At 74.0% G+C, this 24,561-nt stretch carries 18 protein-coding genes; 14 read left to right on the forward strand and 4 right to left on the reverse strand.

Annotation, left to right across the window (positions count from 1 at the left end; genetic code table 11):
• Positions 1–10: 10 nt before the first annotated feature.
• Together ABZ459_RS25840 and ABZ459_RS25845 are read left to right on the forward strand one after the other, a co-directional pair.
• Entirely contained in the window at positions 11–1,495 is a 1,485-nt protein-coding gene (locus ABZ459_RS25840) for an APC family permease (protein ID WP_357974968.1), read from the forward strand.
• Entirely contained in the window at positions 1,492–2,100 is a 609-nt protein-coding gene (locus ABZ459_RS25845) for a GNAT family N-acetyltransferase (RefSeq protein WP_357974971.1), read from the forward strand. The genes ABZ459_RS25840 and ABZ459_RS25845 overlap by 4 nt, the downstream gene beginning before the upstream one ends.
• On the opposite strand, the gene ABZ459_RS25850 is transcribed toward ABZ459_RS25845, so the two are convergent.
• On the reverse strand, positions 2,090–4,060 hold the full coding sequence (locus ABZ459_RS25850; protein WP_357974974.1) for a hypothetical protein: 1,971 nt from the start codon (positions 4,058–4,060) through the stop codon (positions 2,090–2,092). The two genes, ABZ459_RS25845 and ABZ459_RS25850, sit on opposite strands and share 11 nt — an antisense overlap.
• A 229-nt stretch (positions 4,061–4,289) precedes the next feature.
• Between ABZ459_RS25850 and ABZ459_RS25855 the strand changes: the two genes are divergently transcribed.
• The gene (locus tag ABZ459_RS25855) at positions 4,290–5,420 is read left to right on the forward strand and encodes an alkaline phosphatase PhoX (RefSeq protein ID WP_357975451.1); all 1,131 of its coding nucleotides are present in this window, start codon (positions 4,290–4,292) and stop codon (positions 5,418–5,420) included.
• 77 nt (positions 5,421–5,497) lie between these two features.
• The gene (locus ABZ459_RS25860) at positions 5,498–6,352 is read left to right on the forward strand and encodes an SGNH/GDSL hydrolase family protein (protein ID WP_357974977.1); all 855 of its coding nucleotides are present in this window, start codon (positions 5,498–5,500) and stop codon (positions 6,350–6,352) included.
• A gap of 50 nt (positions 6,353–6,402) precedes the next feature.
• Here ABZ459_RS25860 and ABZ459_RS25865 read toward each other — a convergent pair whose 3' ends face one another.
• On the reverse strand, positions 6,403–7,608 hold the full coding sequence (locus ABZ459_RS25865; protein ID WP_357974980.1) for a helix-turn-helix domain-containing protein: 1,206 nt from the start codon (positions 7,606–7,608) through the stop codon (positions 6,403–6,405).
• 85 nt (positions 7,609–7,693) lie between these two features.
• On the reverse strand, positions 7,694–8,188 hold the full coding sequence (locus ABZ459_RS25870) for a hypothetical protein (protein ID WP_357974983.1): 495 nt from the start codon (positions 8,186–8,188) through the stop codon (positions 7,694–7,696).
• Between the two features lie 167 nt (positions 8,189–8,355).
• Between ABZ459_RS25870 and ABZ459_RS25875 the strand changes: the two genes are divergently transcribed.
• The 10 genes from ABZ459_RS25875 to ABZ459_RS25920 all read left to right on the forward strand — a co-directional run bounded on the left by ABZ459_RS25875 (position 8,356) and on the right by ABZ459_RS25920 (position 23,914).
• Entirely contained in the window at positions 8,356–11,991 is a 3,636-nt protein-coding gene (locus ABZ459_RS25875) for a BTAD domain-containing putative transcriptional regulator (RefSeq protein ID WP_357974985.1), read from the forward strand.
• Between the two features lie 194 nt (positions 11,992–12,185).
• Positions 12,186–14,714 (forward strand): glycoside hydrolase family 9 protein, encoded by a 2,529-nt coding sequence (locus tag ABZ459_RS25880; protein WP_357974988.1) that lies wholly within the window; start codon positions 12,186–12,188, stop codon positions 14,712–14,714.
• 111 nt (positions 14,715–14,825) lie between these two features.
• Positions 14,826–15,149 carry a PadR family transcriptional regulator gene (locus ABZ459_RS25885; protein ID WP_352320643.1) on the forward strand — a complete coding sequence of 108 codons (324 nt, stop codon included), beginning with the start codon at positions 14,826–14,828 and terminating at the stop codon, positions 15,147–15,149.
• A 14-nt stretch (positions 15,150–15,163) separates the two neighbouring features.
• Positions 15,164–16,048, forward strand: coding sequence for a hypothetical protein (locus ABZ459_RS25890; protein WP_357974991.1), 885 nt, complete (start codon positions 15,164–15,166; stop codon positions 16,046–16,048).
• A 33-nt stretch (positions 16,049–16,081) separates the two neighbouring features.
• Positions 16,082–16,975, forward strand: a complete 894-nt coding sequence (locus ABZ459_RS25895; protein WP_357974994.1) for a hypothetical protein — start codon at positions 16,082–16,084, stop codon at positions 16,973–16,975.
• Between the two features lie 7 nt (positions 16,976–16,982).
• The gene (locus tag ABZ459_RS25900; RefSeq protein WP_357974997.1) at positions 16,983–18,743 is read left to right on the forward strand and encodes a peptidoglycan-binding protein; all 1,761 of its coding nucleotides are present in this window, start codon (positions 16,983–16,985) and stop codon (positions 18,741–18,743) included.
• Positions 18,736–19,410, forward strand: a complete 675-nt coding sequence (locus ABZ459_RS25905; RefSeq protein WP_357975001.1) for an ABC transporter ATP-binding protein — start codon at positions 18,736–18,738, stop codon at positions 19,408–19,410. Before ABZ459_RS25900 ends, ABZ459_RS25905 begins: the two co-directional genes overlap by 8 nt.
• Positions 19,410–20,588, forward strand: a complete 1,179-nt coding sequence (locus tag ABZ459_RS25910) for an ABC transporter permease (RefSeq protein WP_357975005.1) — start codon at positions 19,410–19,412, stop codon at positions 20,586–20,588. The genes ABZ459_RS25905 and ABZ459_RS25910 overlap by 1 nt, the downstream gene beginning before the upstream one ends.
• A gap of 30 nt (positions 20,589–20,618) precedes the next feature.
• A complete protein-coding gene (locus ABZ459_RS25915; RefSeq protein WP_357975008.1) occupies positions 20,619–21,872 on the forward strand; it encodes a histidine kinase in 1,254 nt (417 codons plus the stop codon).
• Positions 21,869–23,914, forward strand: coding sequence for a sensor histidine kinase (locus ABZ459_RS25920; protein ID WP_357975011.1), 2,046 nt, complete (start codon positions 21,869–21,871; stop codon positions 23,912–23,914). The genes ABZ459_RS25915 and ABZ459_RS25920 overlap by 4 nt, the downstream gene beginning before the upstream one ends.
• Here ABZ459_RS25920 and ABZ459_RS25925 read toward each other — a convergent pair.
• The gene (locus ABZ459_RS25925; RefSeq protein ID WP_357975014.1) at positions 23,911–24,555 is read right to left on the reverse strand and encodes a hypothetical protein; all 645 of its coding nucleotides are present in this window, start codon (positions 24,553–24,555) and stop codon (positions 23,911–23,913) included. The genes ABZ459_RS25920 and ABZ459_RS25925 overlap by 4 nt on opposite strands.
• Positions 24,556–24,561: the final 6 nt, after the last annotated feature.

Here is a 24,561-nt window from a genome sequence, read left to right on the forward strand (position 1 = left end):
AAGGAACGCGATGCCTTCCGCGAGATCCGGCGCCGCGCCCGATCCGATCGCCGGCGCCCTGGCCGCCGACCGGCTCGGCGCACCCTCGGTCGTCTACTTCGTCCTGTCGGCCGCCGCGCCGCTCACCGTCGTCGCCGGCGTGATCACCACCGGCTACGCCGTCACCGGCATCACCGGGCTGCCGATCGCGTTCCTGGTCGTGGGCGTGGTGCTGGCGGTGTTCGCGGTCGGGTACGTGGCCATGGCCCGCCACATGGCCAACGCCGGCGCGTTCTACACCTACATCAGCCGGGGCCTCGGCCGTCCGGCGGGCATCGCGGCGGCCTGGGTGGCGCTGATCGCCTACAACGCGCTCCAGGTCGGCCTGTACGGCGCCTTCGGCGCGGCGGCCACCCCGCTGCTCGAACGCTGCTTCGGCGGCGCGCCGCCCTGGTGGGCCATCTCGCTGGTCGCCTGGGCGCTGGTGGGCGTACTCGGGCTGATGCGGGTGGACGTCAACGGGCGGCTGCTGGCCGTCCTGCTCACCGCCGAGGTGGCGGTCATCCTGCTGTTCGACCTGGCGGACCTGGTCAACCCGGCGCCGTCGGGGTTCTCGGCCGAGACGTTGTCGCCCGCGGCGCTGTTCGTGCCGGGGGTGGGGGCGCTGCTGGTCATCGCGACGCTCGGGTTCGTCGGGTTCGAGTCGTCGGTGGTGTTCTCGGAGGAGAGCCGGGATCCGCGGCGTACCGTGCCGCTGGCCACGTACGCGTCGGTGGCGATCATCGCCGGGCTGTACGCGCTGTCGTCGTGGGCGATGACGGTGGCCACGGGGCCGGCGGACATCGTGGCCGCCGCGCGCCGCGACCAGGCCGAGACGATCTTCATCATCGCGAACCAGCACCTCGGCGGCGCGGTCGTGGACATCGCCCGGGTGCTCTTCGTCACCAGCGTGTTCGCCGCCATGATCTCCTTCCACAACACCACCGCCCGGTACTTCTTCGCGCTCGGCCGCGAACGGGTGCTGCCCGCCTTCTTCGGCCGCACCCGGCCGCGCAGCGGCGCGCCCCGGTCGGGCTCGATCGCGCAGACCGTGCTCGGGCTGGTCGTCATCGTGGTCTACGCGGTCCTGGGGCTCGACCCGCTGGTGCAGCTCTTCTTCTACGGCGGCTCCTTCGGCGGGTTCGGGGTGCTGCTGCTGGTGTTCGTGACCTCGATCGCGATCGTCGCCTTCTTCGCCCGGCAGCCGAGCGGCGAGAGCCTCGTGCGGCGCTTCGTGGCCCCCGTGCCCGCCGCGCTGGCGCTGGCGGTGATGGTGTGGCTGGCGCTGGACAACTTCTCGACGCTGCTCGGGGTGCCCGAGGGCGATCCGCTCGCCTGGATCCTGCCGGTCGTGTACGCGCTGGCCGCCCTGCTCGGCGTGGGCTGGGCGCTGGTCCTGCGCGCGGGACAGCCGAGCGTGTACTCGCTGGTGGGCATGGGCGCCAAGGCCGCCGCCACGCCGGAGGTCGTCCGTTGACGCGCGCACAGGACGTTGCGGCGCACGGCGTCCGCCGGGCGGCGGCCGGTGACGCCGGCGCGGTCGCCGAGCTGATCGCGACCGCGTTCGCGCGGCTGCCCGCGGCGTCGTACCTGGTGCCCGAGCCGGCCGGGCGGCACGAGATCATGGTGGCCGACTTCCTGATCCTCGTCTCGCACGCCATCGAGCACGGCGAGGTGGACCTGCTCGACGAGGGCCGCGCGGTCGCGGTGTGGCTGACGCACACCGCCGACGCGCCGCTGCCCGAGCCGCCCGACTACGACCGCCGCCTGGCCGCCGCCACCGGCAGGTGGGCCGACCGCTTCCGGCTGCTGGACGAGCTGTTCGAACGGCACCACCCGGAGCCGCCGTACCACCACCTGGCGTTCCTGGCCGTGCACCCGGACCACCAGGGCCGGGGGCTCGGCTCGGCGCTGCTGCGCCGCCACCACGCCCTGCTGGACGGCGCGCCCGCCTACCTGGAGGCCAGCAGCGCCCGCAGCCGCGACCTGTACGCCAGGCACGGCTACCAGGCCGAGGAGCCGTTCGCGCTGCCCGACGGCACCCTGTTCTGGCCCATGTGGCGGCCCGGCGTCACTGGGTGACGCAGGGCCCCTCGCAGACGTCGGCGACCACGCCGGTCCTGAGGAACACCGACTTCTGGAGCTGGGCGGCCGGGGTCCTGCGCGGTTTCTCGTGCGGGTCCTCGCCCTGCGTGGGCGGGGTGTTGGTGAGCGGCGGCGCGGGGGCGCCGCTGTCCCACATCACCAGGGCCGAGCCGGGATGGGCCCGGCCGCGGATGGCGGGGATGCCCCAGAACGGCACGGCGTCCGGGCTGCGTCCCGGGGCGAGGGCCGGGGTCAGCAGCCGGGCGCCCACGGTGCGGGCCTCGACCTCGGCCGTGACCGTGGCCACCTGGTGGTCGCCGAAGGCCACGTGCATGAGCACCCGGTGCCGCGGCGTCCCCGGGTAGGGGCGGTCGGTCAGGTGGGCGGCGTAGCCGTCGGCCTCGCCGCGGTCCCACAACATCTGCATGAGCGCCAGGATGAGCTGCTGGTCCAGCTTGTCGGGGTAGGCCCGGTCGAAGGCGGCCTGGAAGGGGGCCGCGTCGGCGCTGCGGTTGAACAGGGTGCTGTAGTTCATGCCGGTCACGCCGAGCACGCCGCGCTCGATGTCCTTCGACAGCGCGACCAGCGCGCCGCCCAGGATGCCGCCCTGGCTGTTGCCGTCGTACACCAGGCCGTGCCGCAGGTCGATCAGCGGGCGGCCGCGGTCGGTGCGGAAGGCGGGGTGCGCGGCGAAGCCGTCGGGCTCGGTCATGGCACGGCCCAGGAACATGAAGTCGAGGAACCCCTGCAATGTGCGGTCAGGGATCGTGCCGAACCGGGAGATGTCGGTGAAGACGGAGGCGACGTGCGGGATGTCCTCGTCGGCCATGCCGATCCACTTGGTGGCGCAGAAGAGGAAGCCGTGCTCCTGCGCCATGGTCTTCACGTTCGACGCGCCCACCTCGGAGTGCCTGCCGAGCAGGCCGTGGCCGTACAGGGAGGGGCGGGCGGGGCGGTCGAAGGCGACGCGGGGGATCTCGCAGCGGAAGGGCGCCACCTGCTCGTTGCCGGGCAGGCGGGCCGGCAGGCCGTCGGGGCCGCGGTTGAGCGCCGACCCGGGCGGGCCGCCGGGCCGGTCGAGGTAGCTCGGCACCCGGAAGGTGCCCTCGACCCGGCGAGCGATCTGGGCGTCCTGCTCGGGGGTGAGGTCGGTGACCGAGGTGACCTCGAAGGCGGGCGCGCGGCCGCGCAGCGTGCGCAGGGCGTCGTCGCGCATGGCCAGCGCGGGACCGGCCAGGCCGCGCGCACTGGCGACGGTGAAGTCCCAGGCCAGGTAGAGGCCGCGGGTGCCGACGCCGGCGCGGCGCAGCGCGGACAGCGCGGGCTGCAGGCGGCGCTGACGGTCGTGCAGCTCGTGGTCCGGCGGCAGGGGCGGCCCGGCGACCGCGGCGAAGGCGGGGTTCGGCGGGATCGGGGCGCCGGCGGCGTCGCGGAGGTCGCGCAGGGCGACGGCGTACCGGTGGCCCTCGCTCAGGTTGCGGGCCGGGCGGACGATCAGGGCCTGGCGGCCGGCGGGCGCGTTCGCGTCGAGCTCGGCCCAGTACGGCCACCGCTCCCCCGTCACGGTGTCCAGCAGCACGACGGGCGCGTCCCGGTCCAGCGACCGGCCGATGTCGGTGATCGGCGCGGCGCCCGTCCTGGCCAGGTCGAGCCCCGGCACCCTGGCCAGCACCATCGAGCCCGGCGAGAAGCCGTCGTTCCTGTTCCACTCGGCGGGCGCGATCGGCACGCCGGCGACCGAGACCGGCATGGACGCGGCCGCGAAGGCCACCCGGCGGCCCGTGTCGGTGCGCCGGTCGGCGACGGTGAACCAGTCGTTCGGGAACGGCAGCAGGCAGGCCGCCGGGTCGATCGGATCGCAGCCGGACGGTTCGGGGACCGCCGAAGCCGGTGACGCCGGCTGGGCCGCGAGCGTCGCGCAGGCCAGGGCGAGGGCGGTGAGGAGACGGGGAAGCACGCGCACGGGCACCTCGGGAGCTGATCGAGGCCGGGGGTTCGGGCCATGGTGGATCGCGCCGGGGCCGCCGTCAATCGGCTTCGCGGAATGCCGCCCAGATTTGTGAGGCGTCACAGATTTGACCGTCCGGATTTACTGCCCTGTCCAGTTCACAGAAGGACGAGCAGGGCTCATCGTCATGTCTGCGAATTCAAACGACATCGAACGACGCGAGCCACGTGGAGTGATGATGCGCCGTCGTACCTTTCTCAGGACCGTCTCCGCGGCGGTCGCCTTCTCCGGGGCGATGTGGCACGACGCCGTCGCCTCAGCGGCGGGCGCGGGCGTGAGCCCGTACGGGCCGCTCGGCGCCCCGGACGCCAACGGCATGGCGCTGCCCGCCGGTTTCACCAGCCGGGTGGTGGCCAGGTCGGGCCGGGTCGTCGGCGGCACGCTGTGGCACCCCGCTCCTGACGGCGGCGCGTGCTTCGCCGACGGCTCCGGCTGGATCTACGTGTCCAACTCCGAGGTGCCGCTCGTGGGCGGGACCTCGGCGATCAAGTTCAGGGCCGACGGCTCGATCGACCGGGCGTACCGGATCCTGAGCGGCACGAACCTCAACTGCGCGGGCGGCGCGACCCCGTGGGGCACCTGGCTGTCCTGCGAGGAGATCTTCCGCGGCAAGGTCTACGAGACCGACCCGTACGGCAACCGCTCCGCCCAGCAGCGCCCCGCGATGGGCAAGTTCAAGCACGAGGCCGCGGCCTGCGACCCCGACCACAAGGTCGTCTACCTGACCGAGGACGAGGGCGACGGCTGCTTCTACCGCTTCACCCCCACCACCTGGGGCGACCTGTCCAGCGGCCGGCTCGACGTGCTCTGCGGGCTCGGCGGCGACAACGTCGAGTGGCGGCCCGTGCCCGACGCGACGCCCGGCGTCTTCGACACCCAGACCAGGCACCAGGTCTCCGCGGCCCGCCACTTCGGCGGCGGCGAGGGCTGCCACTACGCCGCCGGGATCTGCTACTTCACCGCCAAGGGCGACCGCAAGGTCTGGGCCTACGACACCGCCAGGCAGACGGTCACCGCGATCTACGAGGGCGGCGGCACCCTCGACGGCGTCGACAACATCACCGGCCGCCCGTCCGGCGACCTGTACGTGGCCGAGGACGGCGGCAACATGGAGATCAACATCATCACCCCCGACCGCGTGGTCGCCCCCGTCATGCGCCTCGACGGCCAGGCCAAGTCGGAGATCACCGGCCCCGCGTTCTCCCCCGACGGCACCCGGCTCTACTTCTCCTCCCAGCGCGGCACCAGCGGCGAGACCGCCGGGACCGGCGGGATCACGTACGAGGTGACCGGGCCCTTCCGCCGCTGACCAGCACGGCTTCACCCCACCGGAGCCGGTGACCGGCACGGCTTCCGCACCCCCCACCCCCGCCGAAGGAGTCCTCCATGGTCCGACGGTTGCTCGTCCTGCTCTCCGCTACCGCCCTGGCGCTCGGCGTCGCGCCGCCCGCACACGCCGCCCAGGGCGAGGTGTACGTGGCGCTCGGCGACTCCGCCGCGTCGGGTCCCCTGGTGCCCAACCAGGTCGTGCCCGACCTCGGGTGCTGGCGTTCCGACCACAACTACGCCCACCTGACCGCCCAGGCCATCGGCGCCGCCACCTTCAGGGACGTCACCTGCTCCGGCGCCAAGACCCGCGACATGTACAACCCCCAGGGCACCGACCTCGGCAGCGTCGCGCCCCAGCTCGACGCCCTCAGCTCGGACACCACCCTGGTCACGGTGCAGATCGGCGCCAACGACGTCGGCCTGACCGGCTTCATCGAGGACTGCCTCAACCTGCTGCCCCCGCCCATCGGCGACGCCTGCAACGACGACTACATCGTCAACGGCCAGGACTCCTGGCGGGTCAAGACCGACGCGCTGCGGCCCAAGCTGACCACGCTGGTGACCGACATCCGCGCCCGCGCCCCGCGCGCCCGGATCTTCATGGTCGGCTACGCCACCTACGCGCCGCCGAACGGCTGCTACCCGACCGTCCCGATCATCAAGGCCGACGCCAACTACATCCGCGCCACCCTCCAGTACTTCAACCAGATGCTGGCCGAGCAGGCCGCCGCCGCGGGCGTGTCGTTCGTCGACCTGCAGACGCCGAGCGTGGGCCACGACCCGTGCAAGGCCCCGAGCGTGCGCTGGATCGAGCCGTACGTGCCGGCCTCGCCCGCCGCCCCGTTCCACCCCAACGGTCTCGGGATGCGGAACTTCGCCACCGTGGTGACCGCCGCGGTGTCCTCGGTCTGAACGCTCTGAATCGTGCGACGGGAGCCGTCCCCGCCGAGGGCGGCTCCCGTTCACTTGCGGTGCTGGCGCCTGGCGGCCAGCGCCGCGCCGATGCGTTGCAGGTGGGCCGGGTCGACGGGGTCGAGGCCGGTCAGGCTGACGGCCCTGCGCAGGCGGTAGTCGACCGTGTTGGGGTGCACGTGCAGCAGCTCGGCCGTACGGCGGCGGTCGAGGCCGGTGTCCAGGTAGACCGTGAGCGTCCTGAGCAGGTCGGGGTTGTCGAGCAGCGGGTCGAGCAGGCCGGCGAGCACGGCGGTGGCCTGGCTCGGCCTGGTGAGCTGGTACTCCAGCAGCACGTCGGCCAGCCGGTAGGCGCCCGGCGGCTGCTCGAAGACCCGCACCACCTCCAGGACCTCCTCGGCCAGCTTGACCGCCTCCGGCACCCCGGTCGGCGGGGCGATCTCGGCCGCGGCCCACACCGGCACGCCGGCCGCCTTGGCCATCGCGGCGGCCGTCTCGCCGACCTCGTACCAGTCGGGGTCCTCGCCGGTGATCGGCACGAACACCAGGCCGCCCGTCGTGTCCAGCACCGACAGCACCGGCTCGGCCGCGCCCCGCTGCAGCGCCGTCCTGATCCGGTGGAGCTTGCGGCGGCCCGCGATCGACCCGCCCGGCTCGTCGCTCTCCTCGTCGGGATGCCGGCCGACGGAGAGCGCCAGCACCAGGTAGCGCGGGGCCAGCCGCACCCCGGCCAGGGCCGCCCGGTCGCCGCCGAGCAGCGCGGACACGGCGGCGTGCAGCGCGTGCTGCTCGTGGCTGAGCATCCCCTCGCGCTCCTCCAGGTACGCCGTGCACACGGCGGCCGTCACCGACTCCGTGTAGAGCAGGATGAGGCGGTTGGCCGCCAGCACGTCCTCGAAGTCGGCGGGCGTGGCCGCGGCGAACAGGTGCTCCCACACCTTGCGCGCGCCCAGGTGGTAGGCGGCCAGCAGGGCCTCCAGCGGCACGCCCTCCTGGGCGCGGCGGGCCGCCGACGAGCGCAGCGGGGCCAGCTCGGCCCTGGTGGGCGGGCGGCGGTCGCGGAACATGCGGGCGATCAGCCGCAGGTTGTGCTCGGTGATGACGGTGATCTCGCCGTCGAGCTCCTCCTTCGGCAGCCGCCGGTAGAGGGGGATCTCCTCGGCGAAGCCGCGTACGAGCTGCCTGGCCAGCTTGGCGGTCTGGCGTTCGAGCAACTCGTGCGCGACGCACCCGGCCAGGGTGAGGGCAGGGACCACGTTCCGAACCCTCCCAGAACATCCGGCGTCAGTGAAGGCCCCGCCGGCGTGCGACGGGGCCTTGCGCAGGTCAGGTCACTTCGCGTCACTGCCTGGTCAGCTTGAGCCGGACGGTGTAGGTGTAGTCCGTCTCGTCGGTGCCCTCGACGATGGTCGTCTCGGTCGTGTCCGCGCCGACGGCCAGTCCCGCGCAGACCGAGCCGTGCGCGGTGGCCTTGCCCAGGCTGTCGCCCTCGCCCACGATCGGCGGGGTGACCTCGCGCAGGTCGAACTTGACGTCCTCGCTGCCCACGAGGAGCGTGGACGGGTGCTCGAAGTCGGCCGGGTCGCCGTCGCCGCCGGTCTTCATCGAGAAGTAGTTCGCGCTGAACTTGGGGAACAGGTTCCCGTCGACCTTGAAGCGGAGCTCGTCCTTGCCGTCGCGTTCGGCCACGTTGTTGGCGTCGATGTCGTACAGGGTGATGACGCAGGAGGCGGTCGTGGCAGTGGTCGTGGCGGCGGCCGGGCCCGCGGTCAGGGCCGCGGGGGCGGCGACGCCGGCGGCCAGGGCGAGCGTGGCGATCAGTCGGTGAGCGTGCATGCTGTCGTGTCCTTCGGTCCGTGCCTCGCGGCTCTCGCGAAGCCGGTCCCAGAGTGCGGACGGCATCGTGAGCACACCGTGAGAGCACAGGTCAGTGGCGCGGAACACGCGCTTTCTGTGGCTTTTGGCGCAGTCTGTCCGGGCGGGCGCGCCTACTGTCGTCCGCCATGGGAGAGTCGCTGACCCTGCTGCTGCTCGGCCCGCCCGACCTGGCCGTCGGGGGCGCGCCCGTGGGCCTGCGTTCGGCCAAGTCCAGGGCGCTGCTGTGCTACCTCGCCACCACGACCGGGCCGCGGTCGCGGTCGGAGCTGGCCGCGCTGCTGTGGGGCGAGCGCCCGGACGCCAACGCGCGCGGCAGCCTGCGGCTGGCGCTGTCGGAGCTGCGCAGGGAGGTGGGCGGCTGGCTCGACATCACCCGCGACCACGTGCGCTTCCTCGGTGACGGCGACGGCTGCTTCGTGGACCACCGGCAGCTCACGGCGGCCTCGACGGTCACGCAGGCGCTGCGCCTGTGGCGCGGGGAGTTCCTGGACGGCGTCTGCATCGGCGACGCCCCCGCCTTCGCGGGCTGGCTGGCGGAGGAGCGCGGCCGGCTGCGGACGGTGCTGCGCGACCTGCTCACACAGGCCGGGGCCGACGGTTCCGCTCAGGTGGTGCGGCTGGCGCGGATCGTGGCGGCGCTGGACCCGTTCGACGAGGAGGCGCACCGGCTGCTGATGGCGTCCCTGGCCGGGGCGGGGAACCGGGCGGCGGCGCTGGCCTGCTACGACGACCTGCGCCACCGCCTGGCCGCCGAACTCGGCGTCGCCCCCGCCCCGGAGACCCGGGCCCTGCGCCGCGACCTGCTCCCCCGCCGCACCGCCGCCGCGACGGCCGGGGCCGGGCGGGCGGCCCTGCCCGTTCCCGGTTCCGAGCTGGTCGGGCGCGCGGACGAGGTCCGGCGGGTGCGCGCGCTGGTGGCGCGGCGGCGGCTGGTGACGCTGGTCGGGCCCGGAGGGGTCGGCAAGACCCGGCTGGCCGTCGCGGCCGCCGCCGTTCGCGACGGCCGGGAGGTGGCGTTCGTCTCGTTCGTAGGGGTACGTCCCGAGGCCGCCGTGACCACGCTGGCCCGCCGCCTCGGCGTGGACCTCTCGCCGCCGCGTCCCGCCCTCGACCTCCTGCTTTCCGCCCTCGCCGGACGCCGGCTCCTCCTCGTCCTGGACAACCTGGAGCACCTTCCCTGCTTCGACGCGGTCGTGGGCGAGATTCTCCGCGCCGCCCCCGGCGTACGGGTCCTGGCGACCAGCCGGCGGCGTCCCGACCTGCCCGGCCAGGTGGCCGTCGAGGTGGCGGGGCTGCCGGGGCCGGCCGCCGAGGAGCTGTTCGCGGCCAGGGCGGTGCGGGCGCAGCCGTCCTTCGACCCCGACGCCGAAGCCGCCATGGTGGCCGCGATCTGCGCCGCCACCTGCGGCTTCCCCCTGGCCATCGAGCTGGCGGCCGGGCTGCTGCGCGCCGTCCCGTGCGCGGAGCTGGCCCGGCGGCTCGGCGTGGACCTGGAGCTCCTTTCGGCCGGAGGTCCCGCCGTGCGCCCGCGGCACGCGTGCATGAGGACGGTCTTCGAGACGTCCTGGAGCCTGCTCGGACCGCCGGAGCGGGCGGCGCTGGCGGCGCTGTCGGTGTTCGGCGGCGGCTGCACGCTGCCGCACGCGCTGGAGGTCACCGGCACGACCCCGCGGGTGCTGGTCCGCCTGGTCGACCAGAGCATGCTGCACCTCACCCCGGCTGGCCGGTACGCGGTCCACCCGCTCGTCCAGCAGTTCGCCGCCGCCCGCCTGGCCGAGGACCCGGCGACCCGGGACGCGGTGCGCGGACGGCACGCCGCCTGCTTCGCCCGCCTGCTCGACCGGCACGCCGCGGCGCTCCAGGACGCGTCGGACACCGAGGCCGTCCGGGTGCTCGGCGCCGACCTGGACAACATCAGGACGGCCTGGGCCGCCTCGGGCGACCCCGCCTTCCTCGACCACTACTGGACGTTGTGCCTGCGGTTACGCCTGTACGAGGAGTCGGCGGCCGTCGTGGGCCGCCGGCTGGAGAGCGGTGTGGACGTGCCGTACCTGCGGGCGCGGTGGTTGCGGATGGCGGGGATCAGCGCGTACCAGCTGGCCCGGGAGGGGGAGGCGGCCCGCCTGGCCAGAGCCGCACTGACCGCCCTCGGCGAACCACTCCCCACCGGACCGACCGGGCCTGACACGGGCCCCCTGAGCGCCACCATTCCCACCGTGCCCGCCGTGTCTGGCGGGTCTGTCGTGGGCGTGCCGGCCGCGGTCCGGCGGGCCGGGCTTGTCGTGGGCGGGCTGGCCGCCGCCGTCCGGCAGGCCGTCCATCGCGTGGTGCCGCCGCGACGGACGGATGCGGCCGGGCCGGAGGCCGCCCAGGCGCTCACGTTGCTGGCCCGGCTCGCCTACCACCAGCAGGATCTGCCGACGATGCTGGTGGCCTCGCTCCGCCAGCTCAACGCCGCCGAACGCGCGCCGGACCCCGCCCTGCGGGCCGAGGCGTACGCGAACTTCGCGACGATCGCCCGGATCGCCGGCCGCCACGGACTCGCCGCCCACTACGGCGGACTCGCCGACCGGGCACTGGACGGCGTCCCGCACCCGACGGAGGCGGCCAGCCGGGCACGGCTGGCGCGCGGGCTGGACCAGCTCCACTCGGGCGCGTTCGGCGCGGCCCGCCGGTCGTTCGCCGAGGGACGGGCCCGGACGCTGGACCCCCGGATGGCGGAGAACTGCGCGGGCATGCTGGCCGAGACCGCCTTGTGGGAGGGCAAGTTCGCCGAGGCGGCGGAGCTGTTCGCCGAGACCGAGGAGCTGTCGGTCACGCGCGTGGGCGGGGACGACATCGGCCGCCACTGGTGCCTCACGGGCCGCGCGGAGGCGCTGCTGCGGCTCGACGGCGTGCCCGCCGAACGGATCGGGGAGGTCCTGGCGGCGGCCCGCGCGTCCACGGAACGGCGGCGCGCCCTTGCCGCCCGGCTCGGCCTCCATGACAGCCCGTCCCTGCACACCATCCAAGCCCTACGCCTCCTGACCGCCACCACCCGCCTGACCACCGCCACCACCCCTCCCCACCAACCGACGCCCACCCGCACTGCCGCCACACCTGCCCTCCGAACGACACCCGTCCCCACCACCGCCACCTCTGTAGACCGGCTGGCGCCCACCCCGGCTGGCGCGCCTCTCAACCGGCCGGCAACCACTTGTGCCATCCCGGCCACGCTTACAGTCCAGGCCACCCCCACCCTCTCCGCGTTCCCGGCCGCATCGGGCGCGGCGGGCGCGGCGGGTCTGGAGGTCCGGGTGGCCCTGGGGGGTCCGACAAGCGCGGCTGGTCCGGGGGGTGCGGCGGGTCCGGCGAACCCGGCGGGTCCGGCGGTCCCGGTGATGGTTGACGTTGCCGAGGTGCGGAGGGTGCTGGTTCGGGCGCTCGCGCTGGCGGACGGGTTGCCGTCGGCGCAGCCCGGCATGCTGGAGTGCTGGTCGGGGCTGGCGGAGCTGCTGTGGCACGTACGCGACCACGTGGACCGCGCGACCGCCCGGCGCCTCCACACCCACCTGACCCGTTACCTGGCCCGCAACCCCGGCGCGGCGGCCAGGATCGGGTGGGCACGCGCCCTGGTGCTGGCCGCCGCGGGCAGGAGAAGGGCCGCCGTCCGGGCCGCCGAACAGGCGCTGGCCGCCGCCGACCGCCTGGCCGTCGCCTACGACCGCCGCAGAGCCGCGGACCTCATCCGACACCTGACACCCGATCCCCCCACCACGTGAGGGCGTCAGGGCCCTCGCGCTCCCCCTGGCATGTGAGAGGCACGGCCGTCGCGCTGCGGCGCTGGAGCGGCGTCGGGTGTGAAAGTTTCAGGGTCTTCGGGGCTCGATCGGGCGCACCCGTTGACGGGGCAGCGGTGGGCAAGGAGGATCGGGATCGCGCCATTGGGAGCGCTCCCATCCCCCGAAGGACCTCCATGACCCGATGCCGGGCCGCGCTGCTGGCCCTCCTCACCATGGTCGCCCTGTCCCCCGCCGCGTCAGCCCGCGCCGCCGACGAGGGACCCGAGCAGATCGTGAACGGCACCTTCGACGCCGGCACCGCCCCCTGGTGGAGCACCGGCAACACCACCCTGACCGTCGACGGCGGCAGGCTGTGCGCCGACGTCCCCGGCGGCACCGCCAACCCCTGGGACGTCATCATCGGCCAGGACGGCGTCCCGCTGGTCGCCGGCGACACCTACGCCTACAGGTTCTCGGCCTCCGCCACCCCCGCCAAGGTCGGCAAGGCCCTGATCCAGCTCCCCGTGGACCCGTGGACGCAGTACCTGTCGGCCGCCCCGGAGCTGAGCGTCTCGGGCAACGACTACTCCTACACCTTCACCGCCCCGGTCTCGCTGCCGAACGCCCAGGTGGCGTTCCAGCTGGGCGGCAGCGCCGAGCCCTGGAGGTTCTGCATGGACGACGTGTCGCTGAAGGGCGGCGCCGAACCCGAGGTCTACGAGCCGGACACCGGCCCGCGCGTCCGGGTGAACATGGTCGGCCACCTGCCCTCGGGCCCGAAGAAGGCCACCCTGGTCACCGAGGCCGCCACGCCCCTGGACTGGGAGCTGCGCGACGCGGCCCAGAAGCGGGTGGCGAACGGCCGTACCAGCCCCAAGGGCATGGACGCGAGCTCCGGCCAGAACGTGCACACCATCGACTTCGGCGCCTACGCCAAGCCCGGCGAGGGCTACACGCTGACCGCCGACGGCGAGACCAGCAGGCCGTTCGACATCGGCGCGGACGTGTACGACTCCCTCCCCACGGACGCGCTGAAGTTCTACTACACCCAGCGCAGCGGCATCGAGATCCTCGACAGCCTGCGCCCCGGCTACGGACGCCCGGCCGGCCACGCGGGCACGTCCCCCAACCAGGGCGACACGGACGTGCCCTGCCGGCCGGGCGGCTGCGACTACACCCTGAACGTCAAGGGCGGCTGGTACGACGCCGGCGACCACGGCAAGTACGTGGTCAACGGCGGCATCGCGGTCCACCAGCTGATGACGGCCTACGAACGCGACCGGGTCGCCTTCACCGACGGCCAGCTCAAGATCCCCGAGAGCGGCAACGGCGTCCCGGACGTGCTGGACGAGGCCCGCTGGGAGCAGGAGTTCATCCTGAGCATGCAGGTGCCGGACGGCAAGCCGTACGCGGGGATGGCCCACCACAAGGTGCACGACCAGAACTGGACCGGCCTGCCGCTGCTGCCGCACCTCGACCCGCAGAAGCGCGAGCTCCACCCGCCGTCCACGGCCGCGACGCTCAACCTGGCCGCGACGGCGGCGCAGGCGGCCCGGCTGTTCGCGCCCTACGACGCGGCGTTCGCGACGAGGAACCTCACGGCGGCGCGCAGGGCGTGGGCGGCGGCGAAGGCGAACCCGGCCCGGTACGCCGACCCCGCCGACGGCGTGGGCGGCGGCGCCTACGACGACGCCGACGTGACCGACGAGTTCTACTGGGCGGCGGCCGAGCTCTACCTCACGACGGGCGAGAAGGAGTTCGCGGACTTCGTGCTGGCCTCGCCGCACCACACCGGCGACATCTGGCGCGAGCGCGGCTTCGACTGGGGCAACACCGCCCAGCTCGGCCGGCTCGGCCTGGCGACCGTGCCCAACGCGCTGCCTGGCCGGGACAAGGTGCGGCAGTCGGTCGTCGAGGGGGCGGACAAGTACCTGGCGGTCCAGCGGGCGCACCCGTACGGGCTGCCGTACGCGCCGGCGGACTTCGACTGGGGCTCCAACAACCTGGTCCTCAACAACCTGGTCGTCCTGGCCACCGCCTACGACCTGACCGGCCAGGAGAAGTACCGGGCCGCCGTACGGGAGGGCATGGACTACCTGCTCGGCCGCAACGCGCTCAACATCTCCTACGTCACCGGCTACGGCGAGGTCTCCGCCCAGAACCAGCACAGCCGCTGGTACGCCCACCAGCTCGACCACGCGCTGCCCCACCCGCCGCGCGGCTCGCTGGCCGGCGGCCCCAACTCCGCGATCCAGGACCCGGTCGCCCAGCGGCTGCTGCGCGGCTGCAAGCCGCAGTTCTGCTACGTCGACGACATCGAGTCCTGGTCCACCAACGAGCTGACCATCAACTGGAACTCGCCGCTGGCGTGGGTGTCGGCGTTCCTGGCGGACAAGGGCGAGCAGTCGGCCTGCCGGGTGCGCTACTCGGCGCACGGCTCGTGGCCCGGCGGCTTCACCAGCCAGATCGTGATCGAGAACACCGGCAGGGAGAGCGTGAACGGCTGGACCCTGAGCTGGTCGTTCCCCGGCGGCCAGCGGATCAAGGAGGGTTGGGGGGCCGAGTTCACCCAGTCCGGCGCGGTGGTGACGGCGGAGAGCCTCGGCTACAACGGCCGGATCAGGCCCGGTGGATCCGTGACGTTCGGCTTCGTCGGCACGCACGCCTCGGGGCCCAACCCCGACCCGGAGGTCTTCCGTCTCAACGGCGACCGCTGCCGGTGACGCGCGACGCGGGCGGCCTTCACGTCCGATGAGGCGCGACGCGGGCGGTCGTTCCGGTCCGGTGGCCGTCCGCGTTGCCCACACTCCGTTGAACGGAATACTGTCTCCCCCATGCCCAGGGGAACCTCAGAAGTCAGCGAGCCGATGTACTTCGTGCTCGCCGCGCTGCGTGCCGGCCCGCTGCACGGCCACGCGATCAGCAAGTCGGTCAAGGAGCTGTCCGGCGGCCGGGTCCAGCCCTCCGTCGGCACGCTCTACGGCATCCTGGAACGCCTGAACGAGCGCGGCGTCATCACCGTCGACCGTGAGGAGACGGTCAACGGGCGCAACCGGCGCTACTTCCGCATCACCGACGAGGGCCGGGCGCTGGTGGAGGCCGAGGCGAGACGCATGCAGGCGGCCGCCTCACTCGTCCTGCGGCCGTCGGCCGGATGACGGCCGTCGGGTCCGTGCGAGCCGCGTCCGCGCTCGAACGGCGTTACCGCAAGCTCCTGCTCGCCTATCCCAGGACCTACCGAGCGGCCCATGGTGACGAGTTGCTCGACGTGCTGCTCGAATCGGCCGCGCCGGGGCGGCGCGTCCCGGTGCCGCGCGAGGCGTGGGGGCTGCTCAGGGGCGGGGTGCGCAGCCGGATCGTCCACCTGGCGACCGGCAGCCCCTGGGCGGACGGCGTGCACCTCGCCGTCACCGCCGTCGCGGCGGCGAACCTGGCCGCCCTGCTGCCCTACGCCGGCACCCTGCCGCTCTGGACGCTGCTGTCGGCGCTCACTCTGCTGGCGACCGTGCGGGGACGGCTGCGCACGGCGGCGGTGCTGACACTGCTCACCGGGACCAAGGCGGTGGCACTGGCCGGCGGGTGGCAGCTGTTCGACGCGACGCTGTTACCGGTCTATCCGACGTTCCTCCAGGTCCGGCCGTTGTTCATGGACAGCGACCCCTACCTGGTGGCGGGCACCTACACGGTGGCGCTGGCCGGCCTGCTCGTCCTGCGGCGGGCGCCGCGCACGAGGTCGTGGTGGTGGTGGGCGGCGGTCGTCGCGGCGAGCTGGGCGGGCCCCGAATGGATGGAGGACTCCTCGGCGCTCCCGATCAGCCTGAGCAGGCTGGTCGTGGAGGTGGTGGCGTTCGGGCTGGCGGCGGGGAGCGCCTACCTGGCCCGCGACCACCGGTGGACGCTGGCGGCGGCGATCTACCTGGCGACGACGTCGGGCGAGCTGGTGCTGCACTCCAGCGACCTGACCCGGCAGCACCTGGCCTACTGGGGGGTGCTCGCGCTGCTGATCGTGGGGGCCGCCTTCGCGCCCTTCCGCCAGCGGCGGCATTGCCTGGATTGACCATGCTCCGTTGAACGGAGTATGGTCTCCGCCATGCTCAAGAGATCCCGCCTGGCCATCGCCATGTCGCTCTCGGCGGCCGTGCTCTGCGGCTGCGGGGGCGCCGCCGGCACGACCGGCGCCGCCGAGACCGCCCGGCCGTCGCAGGCCGCCGCCAAGGACAGGAAGCATCAGTTCGAGGCGGCCAAGGCCGACTGCATGAAGCAGAAGGGCTTCACGTACGTGCCGTACGTGAAGCCCGAGGACAAGAGCGAGGACGAGCGCAAGCGCGCCTCCGGTGACTACCAGGCGATGAAGAAATACCGCGCAAAATACGGATTCGGCGTGTTCGCCCTGCAGGCCTACCCCGGGGAACTGGACGGTCCGGGCGGCAAGGCCGACCCGGATCCCAACATGAAGATCCAGGCAGACCTCTCCACCGCCCAGCTCACCGCCTACCACAAGGCCAAGGACGCCTGCGTCGTCACGGCCGGCAACCAGGTCCTCGGCCTCACCCTGAAGTCGAACATCGACTACTTCTCCCAGTTGGCCACCGCCCACAAGCGGGCGAAGGCCACCGAGCTGGACGGCGACCCCCAACTGGTCGAGCTGGCCGGTCCCATGGCCACCTGCCTCAAGGCCAAGGGCTACTCGGTGGCCGACACCAAGCCGTCGGCGCTCAACCAGCGCGGCGAGCGGGAGTTCATGCGCCGGCAGGACAAGCTGGGCCGCCGGCAGCAGAAGAACCTCCCCGAGACCCCGAAGATGACGAAGGACACCGAGCAGTTCCACATGCCGGAGCTCACCCCCGACGCCGCCAAGCCGTACCTCGTCCAGGAGGTCAAGGCGGCGCTGGACGACCTGGAGTGCGGCAAGGACTTCTACGCGGCCTACACGCCGAAGGAGACCGCGGTCCAGCGGAAGATCAACGAGCAGTTCGCGTTCTGACGTCCTCATGAGATCTCCACGCAGGCTTCTGGCCGTCGTGCTCGCCGGGGTCGTGCTCGTCGCCTTGGCCGGGTGGGCGGTGAGCACCCGGCTGCGCTCGCCGGCCGACGAGGCGAGCAGGCGGGCCGCGCCCGCACCGTCCCTGGTCACCGCAGCTGTCGAGCGCCGCAGGCTGGTCAGCACCGTGGTGGTCAACGGCACCCTCGAATACGGCTCGCCGTTGCCGGTCGGCCTGGCCGGGGCCGTCGGCGGCGCGTCCGAGCTGCAGCGGGCCACCAGGGCGCCGCGTCCCGGCCGGATCGCCGAGGGCGGGGTGCTGATGGAGGTCAACGGCCGGCCGGTGTTCGTCCTGCGCGGCTCGGTGCCGATGCACCGCACGATCACGCCGGGCAGCGAGGGCGACGACGTCACCCAGTTGCAGCGGGCGCTGCGCAGGCTGGGCCACCGCGCGCCGTCCACCGGCGTCTTCGACCGGGCCACGGTCGCCGCGCTCACCCGGCTCTACGCGGCCAAGGGCTACCAGGCCCAGCGGCCCACCCTCGCCGACCGGCAGACCTACGAGACCCTGCGCAAGGCCGTACGGACCGCCAAGGAGACCCTGGCGGCCGAGAAGCAGACCCTCGACCGGGGACGTGACGTGCTGCCGCTCAAGCTCAGGCTGAAGAACGCCAGGACCGGGCTCACGGCGGCCCGCCGCGCCCTGACCGAGGCCCAGGCCCAGGAGCTGCTGCCGGCCGACGAGGCCCGGCTGTCGGCCGCCGACTCGGCGGTGCGGGCGGCCGAGGAGCGGCTGCTGGAGGCCGAGCAGGCCCTCGCCGCCGCCCGGACCCGGCCCACGAGCGCGCCCACGACAGCCGCCACCGCAGCCCCCACCGGCACGCCGGCGCCCACCATCACGGCTGCTCCCCAGCCCACGACCTCACCCGCCGACACGCGGCTGCTGGAGCTGCGGGTGGCCAACGCCCGCGCCGACCTGTCGGCCGCCCAGGAGTCCCGCGACCTGATCCTCAAGGAGGCCGAGCAGACCCGCGCGGCCCGGACCGAGCAGCTGCGCGCGGCCGTGCGCACCGCCCAGGAGACGCTGGCGACCGCCGAGCAGGCGCTGCGCCAGGCCAGGCAGCTCTCCCCCGCCCGGCTCAAGGTGACCGGCGCCCGCGCGGACGTGGCGGCGGCCGAGGAGATGCTGGCCGAGTACTCCCGCACGTACGGGGTCTCGATCCCGCCCGGCGAGGTGGTGTTCCTGCCGAAGCTGCCGGCCCGCGTGCGCAAGGTGTCGGTGAAGGCGGGGCAACGCGTCGAGGGCGAGGTCGCCACCGTGACGAGCTCGTCGTTCGCGGTCACGGCGTCGGTCGAGGCGGCGGAGTCCGAGCTGCTGCGTGCGGGCATGCCCGCGACCGTCGAGCTGGACACCGGCCGGTCGTACCCGGCCCGGCTGACCGCCGTGGGCGACAAGGCGAAGGTCCCGGGCTCCGCGGCGGTCGAGGCCGGGGCGCAGCCCGTCCTGATCACGCCGGGGTCGGCGAAGGGGCTCAAGGCCGGCACCGCGGTGACGACACGGATCACCGTGGGGGCGACGAAGGACCCGGTCCTGGTGGTGCCCGTGGCGGCCGTGATCACCTCGGCCGACGGCCGGGCCCGGGTGCGGGTGGAGTACGCCGCCGACCGCACCAGGGACGTCGAGGTCCGCACGGGCCTGTCCGCCGACGGGAACGTCGAGGTCACCGGCGCCCTCAAGGAGGGTGAAAGGGTGGTGGTCGGCGATGCCTGAGCCGGTCATCGAGCTGGTCGAGGTGGGGCGACGCTATCCAGCGCAGCCGCCCGTCCGGGCGCTCGACGCCGTCTCGCTGCGGGTGCTCGGCGGCGACTACGTGGCCGTCATGGGCCCGTCCGGGTCCGGGAAGTCCACCTTGCTCAACGTGCTCGGCCTGCTCGACCGGCCGGACGCGGGCAGCTACCGCCTCGACGGCACCGAGACCACCACGCTCCCCGACCGCGCCAGGACCAGGTTGCGCGGCGAGCGGATCGGCTTCGTCTTCCAGTCCTTCCACCTGCTCGCCCACCGAAGTGTGGTGGAGAACGTGATGCTCGCCGAGCTCTACACCCGGCAGCCACGCAAGGGCAGGCGGGAGCGGGCCCTGGCGGCGCTCGACCGCGTCGGCCTCGGACACCGTACGGCGTTCGCGCCCGGCCGGCTGTCCGGGGGCGAACGTCAGCGCACGGCCATCGCCAGGGCCCTCATGGGCTCCCCGTCCCTGCTGCTGTGCGACGAGCCCACCGGCAACCTCGACAGCCGCAACACCGAGGCGGTGCTCGACCTGTTCGACGAGCTGCGGCGGCAGGGCCTGACCATCATGGTCATCACGCACGAGCAGGAGGTCGGCGCACGCGCCGAGCGGCGGGTGCGGATCACCGACGGCGTCCTGGTGGAGGAGTGATGGACCTGCGTGACCTGGCCGGCGAGGCCGTCGCCGGCCTGCTGGCCCGGCCGCTGCGCACGGCGCTCACCACGCTCGGCACCGTGCTCGGCATCACCACCCTCGTCGTGACGCTCGGCGTGGCCGCCACCGCGGGCAACCAGGTCGTGGGCCACTTCGACGCGCTGGTGGCCACGGCCATCACCGTCGAGGTGCCCGCCTCGCCGGGCGCGCCCCTGGTGACCTGGGACGCGGTGGACCGGCTGACCAGGCTGCGCGGCGTGGAGTCGGCCGCCGCGCTGTCGGAGAACGACGACGCCGCCAACCTGTCCGTACGCTCCAACGACATCGTCGATCCGGCGCGCATCACCACGCAGTCGCTGCCCGTGGTCGCCGCGACCACCGGCCTTCCCGGGGCCCTGCGCGGCACGATGCTGCACGGCAGGTTCTACGACGCCGGGCACGTCCGGCGCGGCGACCGGGTGGCCGTGCTCGGCGACCAGGCCGCCAGGCTGCTCGGGATCACCCGGCTCGACGGGGCGCCCGCGGTCTTCATCGGGAGACACGCGTACACGGTGATCGGCGTGCTCGGCGGGCTGCGCCGGGAGCGCGACCTGGGCGCGGCGGTGTTCGTGCCGCCGACCGCCGGGGCCCGGTTCGGGCTGCGGACGGTCACCAGGGTGCTGGTCAACACCGGCCTGGGCGCCACCGCGCTGGTCGCGGGCCAGACGCCGGTCGCGCTCAGCCCCGGCAACGAGGACCTGCTCCAGGTGGTCGCGCCGCCCGGCCCCACGCGGGCCCGCGACGCCGCCCAGGACGACGTCAACGCGCTGTTCCTGATCCTCGGCCTGGTCTCGCTCGTGGTGGGCGCGGTCGGCATCGCCAACGTCACGCTCGTCACCGTGATGGAACGGGTGCCCGAGATCGGGCTGCGCCGGGCGCTCGGCGCGGCGCGGCGGCACGTCGCCGCCCAGTTCCTGCTGGAGTCGACGATGGTCGGGCTGGCCGGCGGCGTGATCGGCGCGAGCCTCGGCGTGCTCGCCGTCGTCGCCGTCTCGGCGGCCAAGCAGTGGACGCCGCTCCTCGACGCGCGGCTCGCGCTGGCCGCGCCGGTGGCCGGGGCGGTGGTGGGGTTGCTGGCCGGGCTCTATCCGGCGCTGCGGGCGGCGAAGATGCAGCCGGTGGACTCTCTGCGATAGCGGTTCCGCCACTTATGATGTGCCCGACATATGGCGAAAAACGTCCGGCGGGTGCTGCTCAGAGCGGTCAGACCGCTGCTCGTCAAGGCAGCGGTCCTGTCCGGGCTGCGCGGACGCGAGCGGACCCTCCTCCTGCTCAACCGCGCCCTGGTCTACCTCGCGCTGACCGCCGTGGTCGGCACCGTCTACTTCGGGGTCGGCGCGCTCGACGGCCTGCTCGGCACGTGGTCCGACCTGATCGCCGCCCTGGCCGCGGGCGCGCTGTTCCAGCCCGTACGGCTGCGCCTGCAGAGCGCGGCGGACCGGCTGTTCAGGTGGGAGCGCGACCCGTACCGGCTGGCCGACCGGGTGAGCCGGAGCGTGCAGGAGGCCAGGGGGCCGGCCGAGGCCCTGGCGTCGGCGGCCCACGCCGTCCGGCTGGCCCTCGGGGCGCCCGGCGTCGCGGTCGAGGTCGTCCTGCCCGGCGGACGGGTGCGCAGCGTCATCGCGGGCGAGATGGACCCGGCCCCCTCGGTCGAACGCCTGGTCTGGCACGGCAAGTCGATGGGCTGGCTGTCGGTCAGCGGCGAGCCGCGCGACCGGGCGCTGCTGGACATGCTGGCCAGGCAGCTCGCCGAGGTGGCCCACGCCGTACGGCTCAGCGCCGACCTGCAACGCTCGCGCGAGCGCATGATGGTCACCCGCGAGGAGGAACGCCGCGAACTCCGCCGCAACCTGCACGACGGCCTCGGACCGGCGCTGACGAACCTGGCGATGAGCGTCGACCAGGCCCGGCTCAGCCTGGCCAGCGACCCCGGCTCGGTCGAACCCCTGCTCAGCACGGCACGCAGGCAGATGACCGAGGCCATCGTGGACGTCCGCGACCTGGTGTACGGCCTGCGTCCGCCCGCGCTCGACGGCGCCGGGCTGGACGAGCTCGGCCTGGAGGGCGCCCTGCGGCTGCTCGCCGACGCGCCCGGCCCGAGGGTGGACGTGGTGGTCTCGGGCTCGCTGGCCGACCTGCCGGCCGCGGTGGAGGTGGCGGCGTACAAGATCGCACATGAGGCGGTGGCGAACGTGCGCAGGCACGCCCGCGCCACCACCGCCCTGATCAGGGTGGAGCGGCGCGACGGGCTCCGGCTGACGGTGTCCGACGACGGGATCGGGCTGCCCGAGCAGCGCCGCCAGGGGGCCGCCCTGATGCGCGGGCGGGCCGAGGAGGTGGGCGGCGTCTGCGAGCTGGACGTCCGCCCCGGCGGCGGCACCGAGGTCGTCGCGGAACTGCCGGTCAAGGAGCCACGATGACCCCTGCCGACCACGACGATCCCGGTCCCGGCGCGGACGGGCCCGGCCGCACGCGGGTGTGGCGGCGGCTCGTGCTGGCGGGGGTGTGGGCGGCGGCCGGGGCCTCGCTCGCGGCCGTGGTGACGGCGGCGGTGCTGGCGGCGCAGCTCGGCGGGCTGGCCGAGACGCAGGGGCTCGACCCGATCGGGCTGATGTTCCCGCTCGCCGGCGCGTTCCTGATCAGCCGGCGGCCCCGGCTGCCGGTCCCCTGGCTCATGTGGGCGACGGGCGTCGTCTGGTCGGCGTACTCGCTGCTGTTCGCGCTGACCGGCTGGATGTACTTCCACGCGCCCGGCCCGCTCCTGCCCTACGTCGCCTGGCCGGCCATCTGGCTGTGGCTGCTGCCGGTGCCCACGTTCACGGGGATCATGCCGCTGCTCTTCCCGGACGGGCGGCTGCCGTCGAGGCGCTGGCGGCCGGTGCTCTACGGCAACCTGGTGCTCATGGCCGGGCACTCGCTGCTGCTCGGCCTGTCCCCCGACCCGTCGTTCGAGCTCGGGGTGCCGGTGGGCAACCCGTTCGGGGTGGCGGCGCTGGGCAGGGTCCCCGAGGTCGTGGAGTCGTGGATCGGCCCCCCGATGATCCTGCTGTGCCTGCTCGGCGTGGTCTCGCTGGGCTTCAGGTACCGGGCGGCGACGCCCGAGGTGCGCCGCCAGATCACCTGGTACTTCCACGCCATGGTGATCTTCGTCGTCTACTGGATCGCCAGCGCGGGCACCCAGGACACCTTCATCATCGCCGTACGGGTCTTCCTGGCCGCGGGCATCCCCATCTCGATCATCGCCGCCGTGCTGCGCCACCAGCTCTACGGCATCCGGCTCATCCTCAACCGCACGCTGGTGTACGGCACGCTCGCGGTCGGGGCCGGCCTCACGTACTCGGCGCTCATCTGGACGTCCAACAGCCTGGCGGACGGCTACGGCGCGGCGGCGGGGCTCGCCTCCGCGATGGTCACCGGCGCGGCCTTCCATCCCGTACGCCTGCGCCTCCAGCGCTCGGTGGACCGGCTGTTCAACGTGGAACGCGACCCGTACCGGGCGGCCGACCTGCTCAGCCGTACCGTGCAGCGGGCCGGGGACCCGGCGGGGGCGCTGGCCGAGGCGATCTCCGTCGTGCGCACGTCGCTGGTCGCCCGCGGGGTGGGCGTGGAGGTGCCGGGCGAGCCCGCGCTGTCGTTCGTGGACGGCGAGCTGGGCGCCCGGTCCCGGTCCGTCGAGCTGACCTGGCACGGCGAGCCGGTCGGGCGGCTGCGGATCGCCGGGGCGCGGCCGGGCCGCGAGCCGCTGGACGTCATGGCCAAGCACCTGGCCGAGCTGGCGCACGCCGTACGGCTGAGCACCGACCTGCGGGACTCCCACGAGCGGATCACCGCCACCCGCGACGAGGAGCGGCGCCGGCTGGGCAGGGAGCTGCACGACGGGCTCGGCCCCACGCTGACCAGCGTGACGATGACCCTGGACGAGGCTCGGCGGCGGCTGGAGCGCGACCCCGAGTCGGTGGAGGAGCTGCTGGTCCGGGTGCGCGAGGAGATGACCAGCACGCTTATGTCGGTGCGCGAGCTGGTGGACGGCCTGCGCCCGCCGGTGCTGGACGAGCTGGGCCTCGCCGGCGCCCTGCGCGCCTTCGGCCGGGCCCCGGGCCCCCGGGTCGAGGTCACCGTGACCGCGAGCCCCGACCTGCCCGACCGGCCCGAGGGCGCGCTCGGCGGGTTGCCGGCGGCGGTCGAGACGGCCGCGTACCGGATCGCGCAGGAGGCGCTGACGAACGTGCGCCGCCACGCCCAGGCCACGTCGGTGCTGGTCACGTTACGGCGGGAGGCCGCGGCGCTGCGGGTGTCGGTCGCCGACGACGGCACCGGCCTGCCCGACGAGCCGTCGCCGGGCGTGGGCCTGACGTCGATGCGCGAGCGCGCGGCCGAGATCGGCGGCACCTGCGCGATCGGCCCCCGGCCGGGCGGCGGCACCGAGGTGACCGCCGTTCTGCCGCTCACGCCACCGGCCTAGGAGGTCAGCCGCGGGCGCAGGGCGAGCAGCGCGCCGAGGGTGGCGTACCCGACGACCAGGTGGATGCCGCCGATCCAGTTCGAGATCGACTCGCCGAACAGCACGTACGCCGGCACCGTCACCACGGCCCAGCTCTCGGCGACGAGCGGCCACCACCGCAGCGCGCCGCGCCAGCGCCCGGCGAAGGCGATCTTGATGCCGATGGCCATCATGCCCAGCATGGACACCGGCCAGAACACGTCGAGCGCCTGCATCACGGGCCCGTCCTGGAGGTCGTCGGGCAGGACGCCGTGCAGCAGGGACCAGACGCTGGCCAGCCCGAGCAGCACCAGCTCGACCTTGAGCATCATCCTGGCGAAGCCGGACGTGCCCGTCGCGCGGGTCGGGATCTGCACGGCGAGCAGGGCGAAGAGGCCGAGCTGGAAGAGCAGCCCGGTCAGGTCGCCGACCCGCCCGCCGAACCCCTGGGCCTGCGTGCCGTAGACGAAGATGCTGGCCGTCCAGGCGAGCGTGCCGGCGCTCAGCGCGAGGCCGAGCCTGCGGACGGCGGCCGGGGCGATGGCGGGGCCTGCGGATGGGGGCGGGGCGGCGGGCACGTCGGTGCGGGCCCGCGCGGGGGTGGTGGTGATCTTGCCGTCCACGGGAGG

It is taken from the genome of Nonomuraea sp. NPDC005692, from assembly GCF_040631115.1.
In the GTDB taxonomy this organism is placed as follows: domain Bacteria; phylum Actinomycetota; class Actinomycetes; order Streptosporangiales; family Streptosporangiaceae; genus Nonomuraea.

Coding starts and splice junctions, on each gene's coding strand:
- ABZ459_RS25915 (WP_357975008.1), top strand. CDS start 20,619: ATGGCGAAAAACGTCCGGCGGGTGCTGCTCAGAGCGGTCAGACCGCTG.
- ABZ459_RS25920 (WP_357975011.1), top strand. CDS start 21,869: ATGACCCCTGCCGACCACGACGATCCCGGTCCCGGCGCGGACGGGCCC.
- ABZ459_RS25840 (WP_357974968.1), top strand. CDS start 11: ATGCCTTCCGCGAGATCCGGCGCCGCGCCCGATCCGATCGCCGGCGCC.
- ABZ459_RS25910 (WP_357975005.1), top strand. CDS start 19,410: ATGGACCTGCGTGACCTGGCCGGCGAGGCCGTCGCCGGCCTGCTGGCC.
- ABZ459_RS25905 (WP_357975001.1), top strand. CDS start 18,736: ATGCCTGAGCCGGTCATCGAGCTGGTCGAGGTGGGGCGACGCTATCCA.
- ABZ459_RS25875 (WP_357974985.1), top strand. CDS start 8,356: ATGGGAGAGTCGCTGACCCTGCTGCTGCTCGGCCCGCCCGACCTGGCC.
- ABZ459_RS25855 (WP_357975451.1), top strand. CDS start 4,290: ATGCGCCGTCGTACCTTTCTCAGGACCGTCTCCGCGGCGGTCGCCTTC.
- ABZ459_RS25885 (WP_352320643.1), top strand. CDS start 14,826: ATGCCCAGGGGAACCTCAGAAGTCAGCGAGCCGATGTACTTCGTGCTC.
- ABZ459_RS25880 (WP_357974988.1), top strand. CDS start 12,186: ATGACCCGATGCCGGGCCGCGCTGCTGGCCCTCCTCACCATGGTCGCC.
- ABZ459_RS25870 (WP_357974983.1), bottom strand. CDS start 8,188: ATGCACGCTCACCGACTGATCGCCACGCTCGCCCTGGCCGCCGGCGTC.
- ABZ459_RS25860 (WP_357974977.1), top strand. CDS start 5,498: ATGGTCCGACGGTTGCTCGTCCTGCTCTCCGCTACCGCCCTGGCGCTC.
- ABZ459_RS25900 (WP_357974997.1), top strand. CDS start 16,983: ATGAGATCTCCACGCAGGCTTCTGGCCGTCGTGCTCGCCGGGGTCGTG.
- ABZ459_RS25895 (WP_357974994.1), top strand. CDS start 16,082: ATGCTCAAGAGATCCCGCCTGGCCATCGCCATGTCGCTCTCGGCGGCC.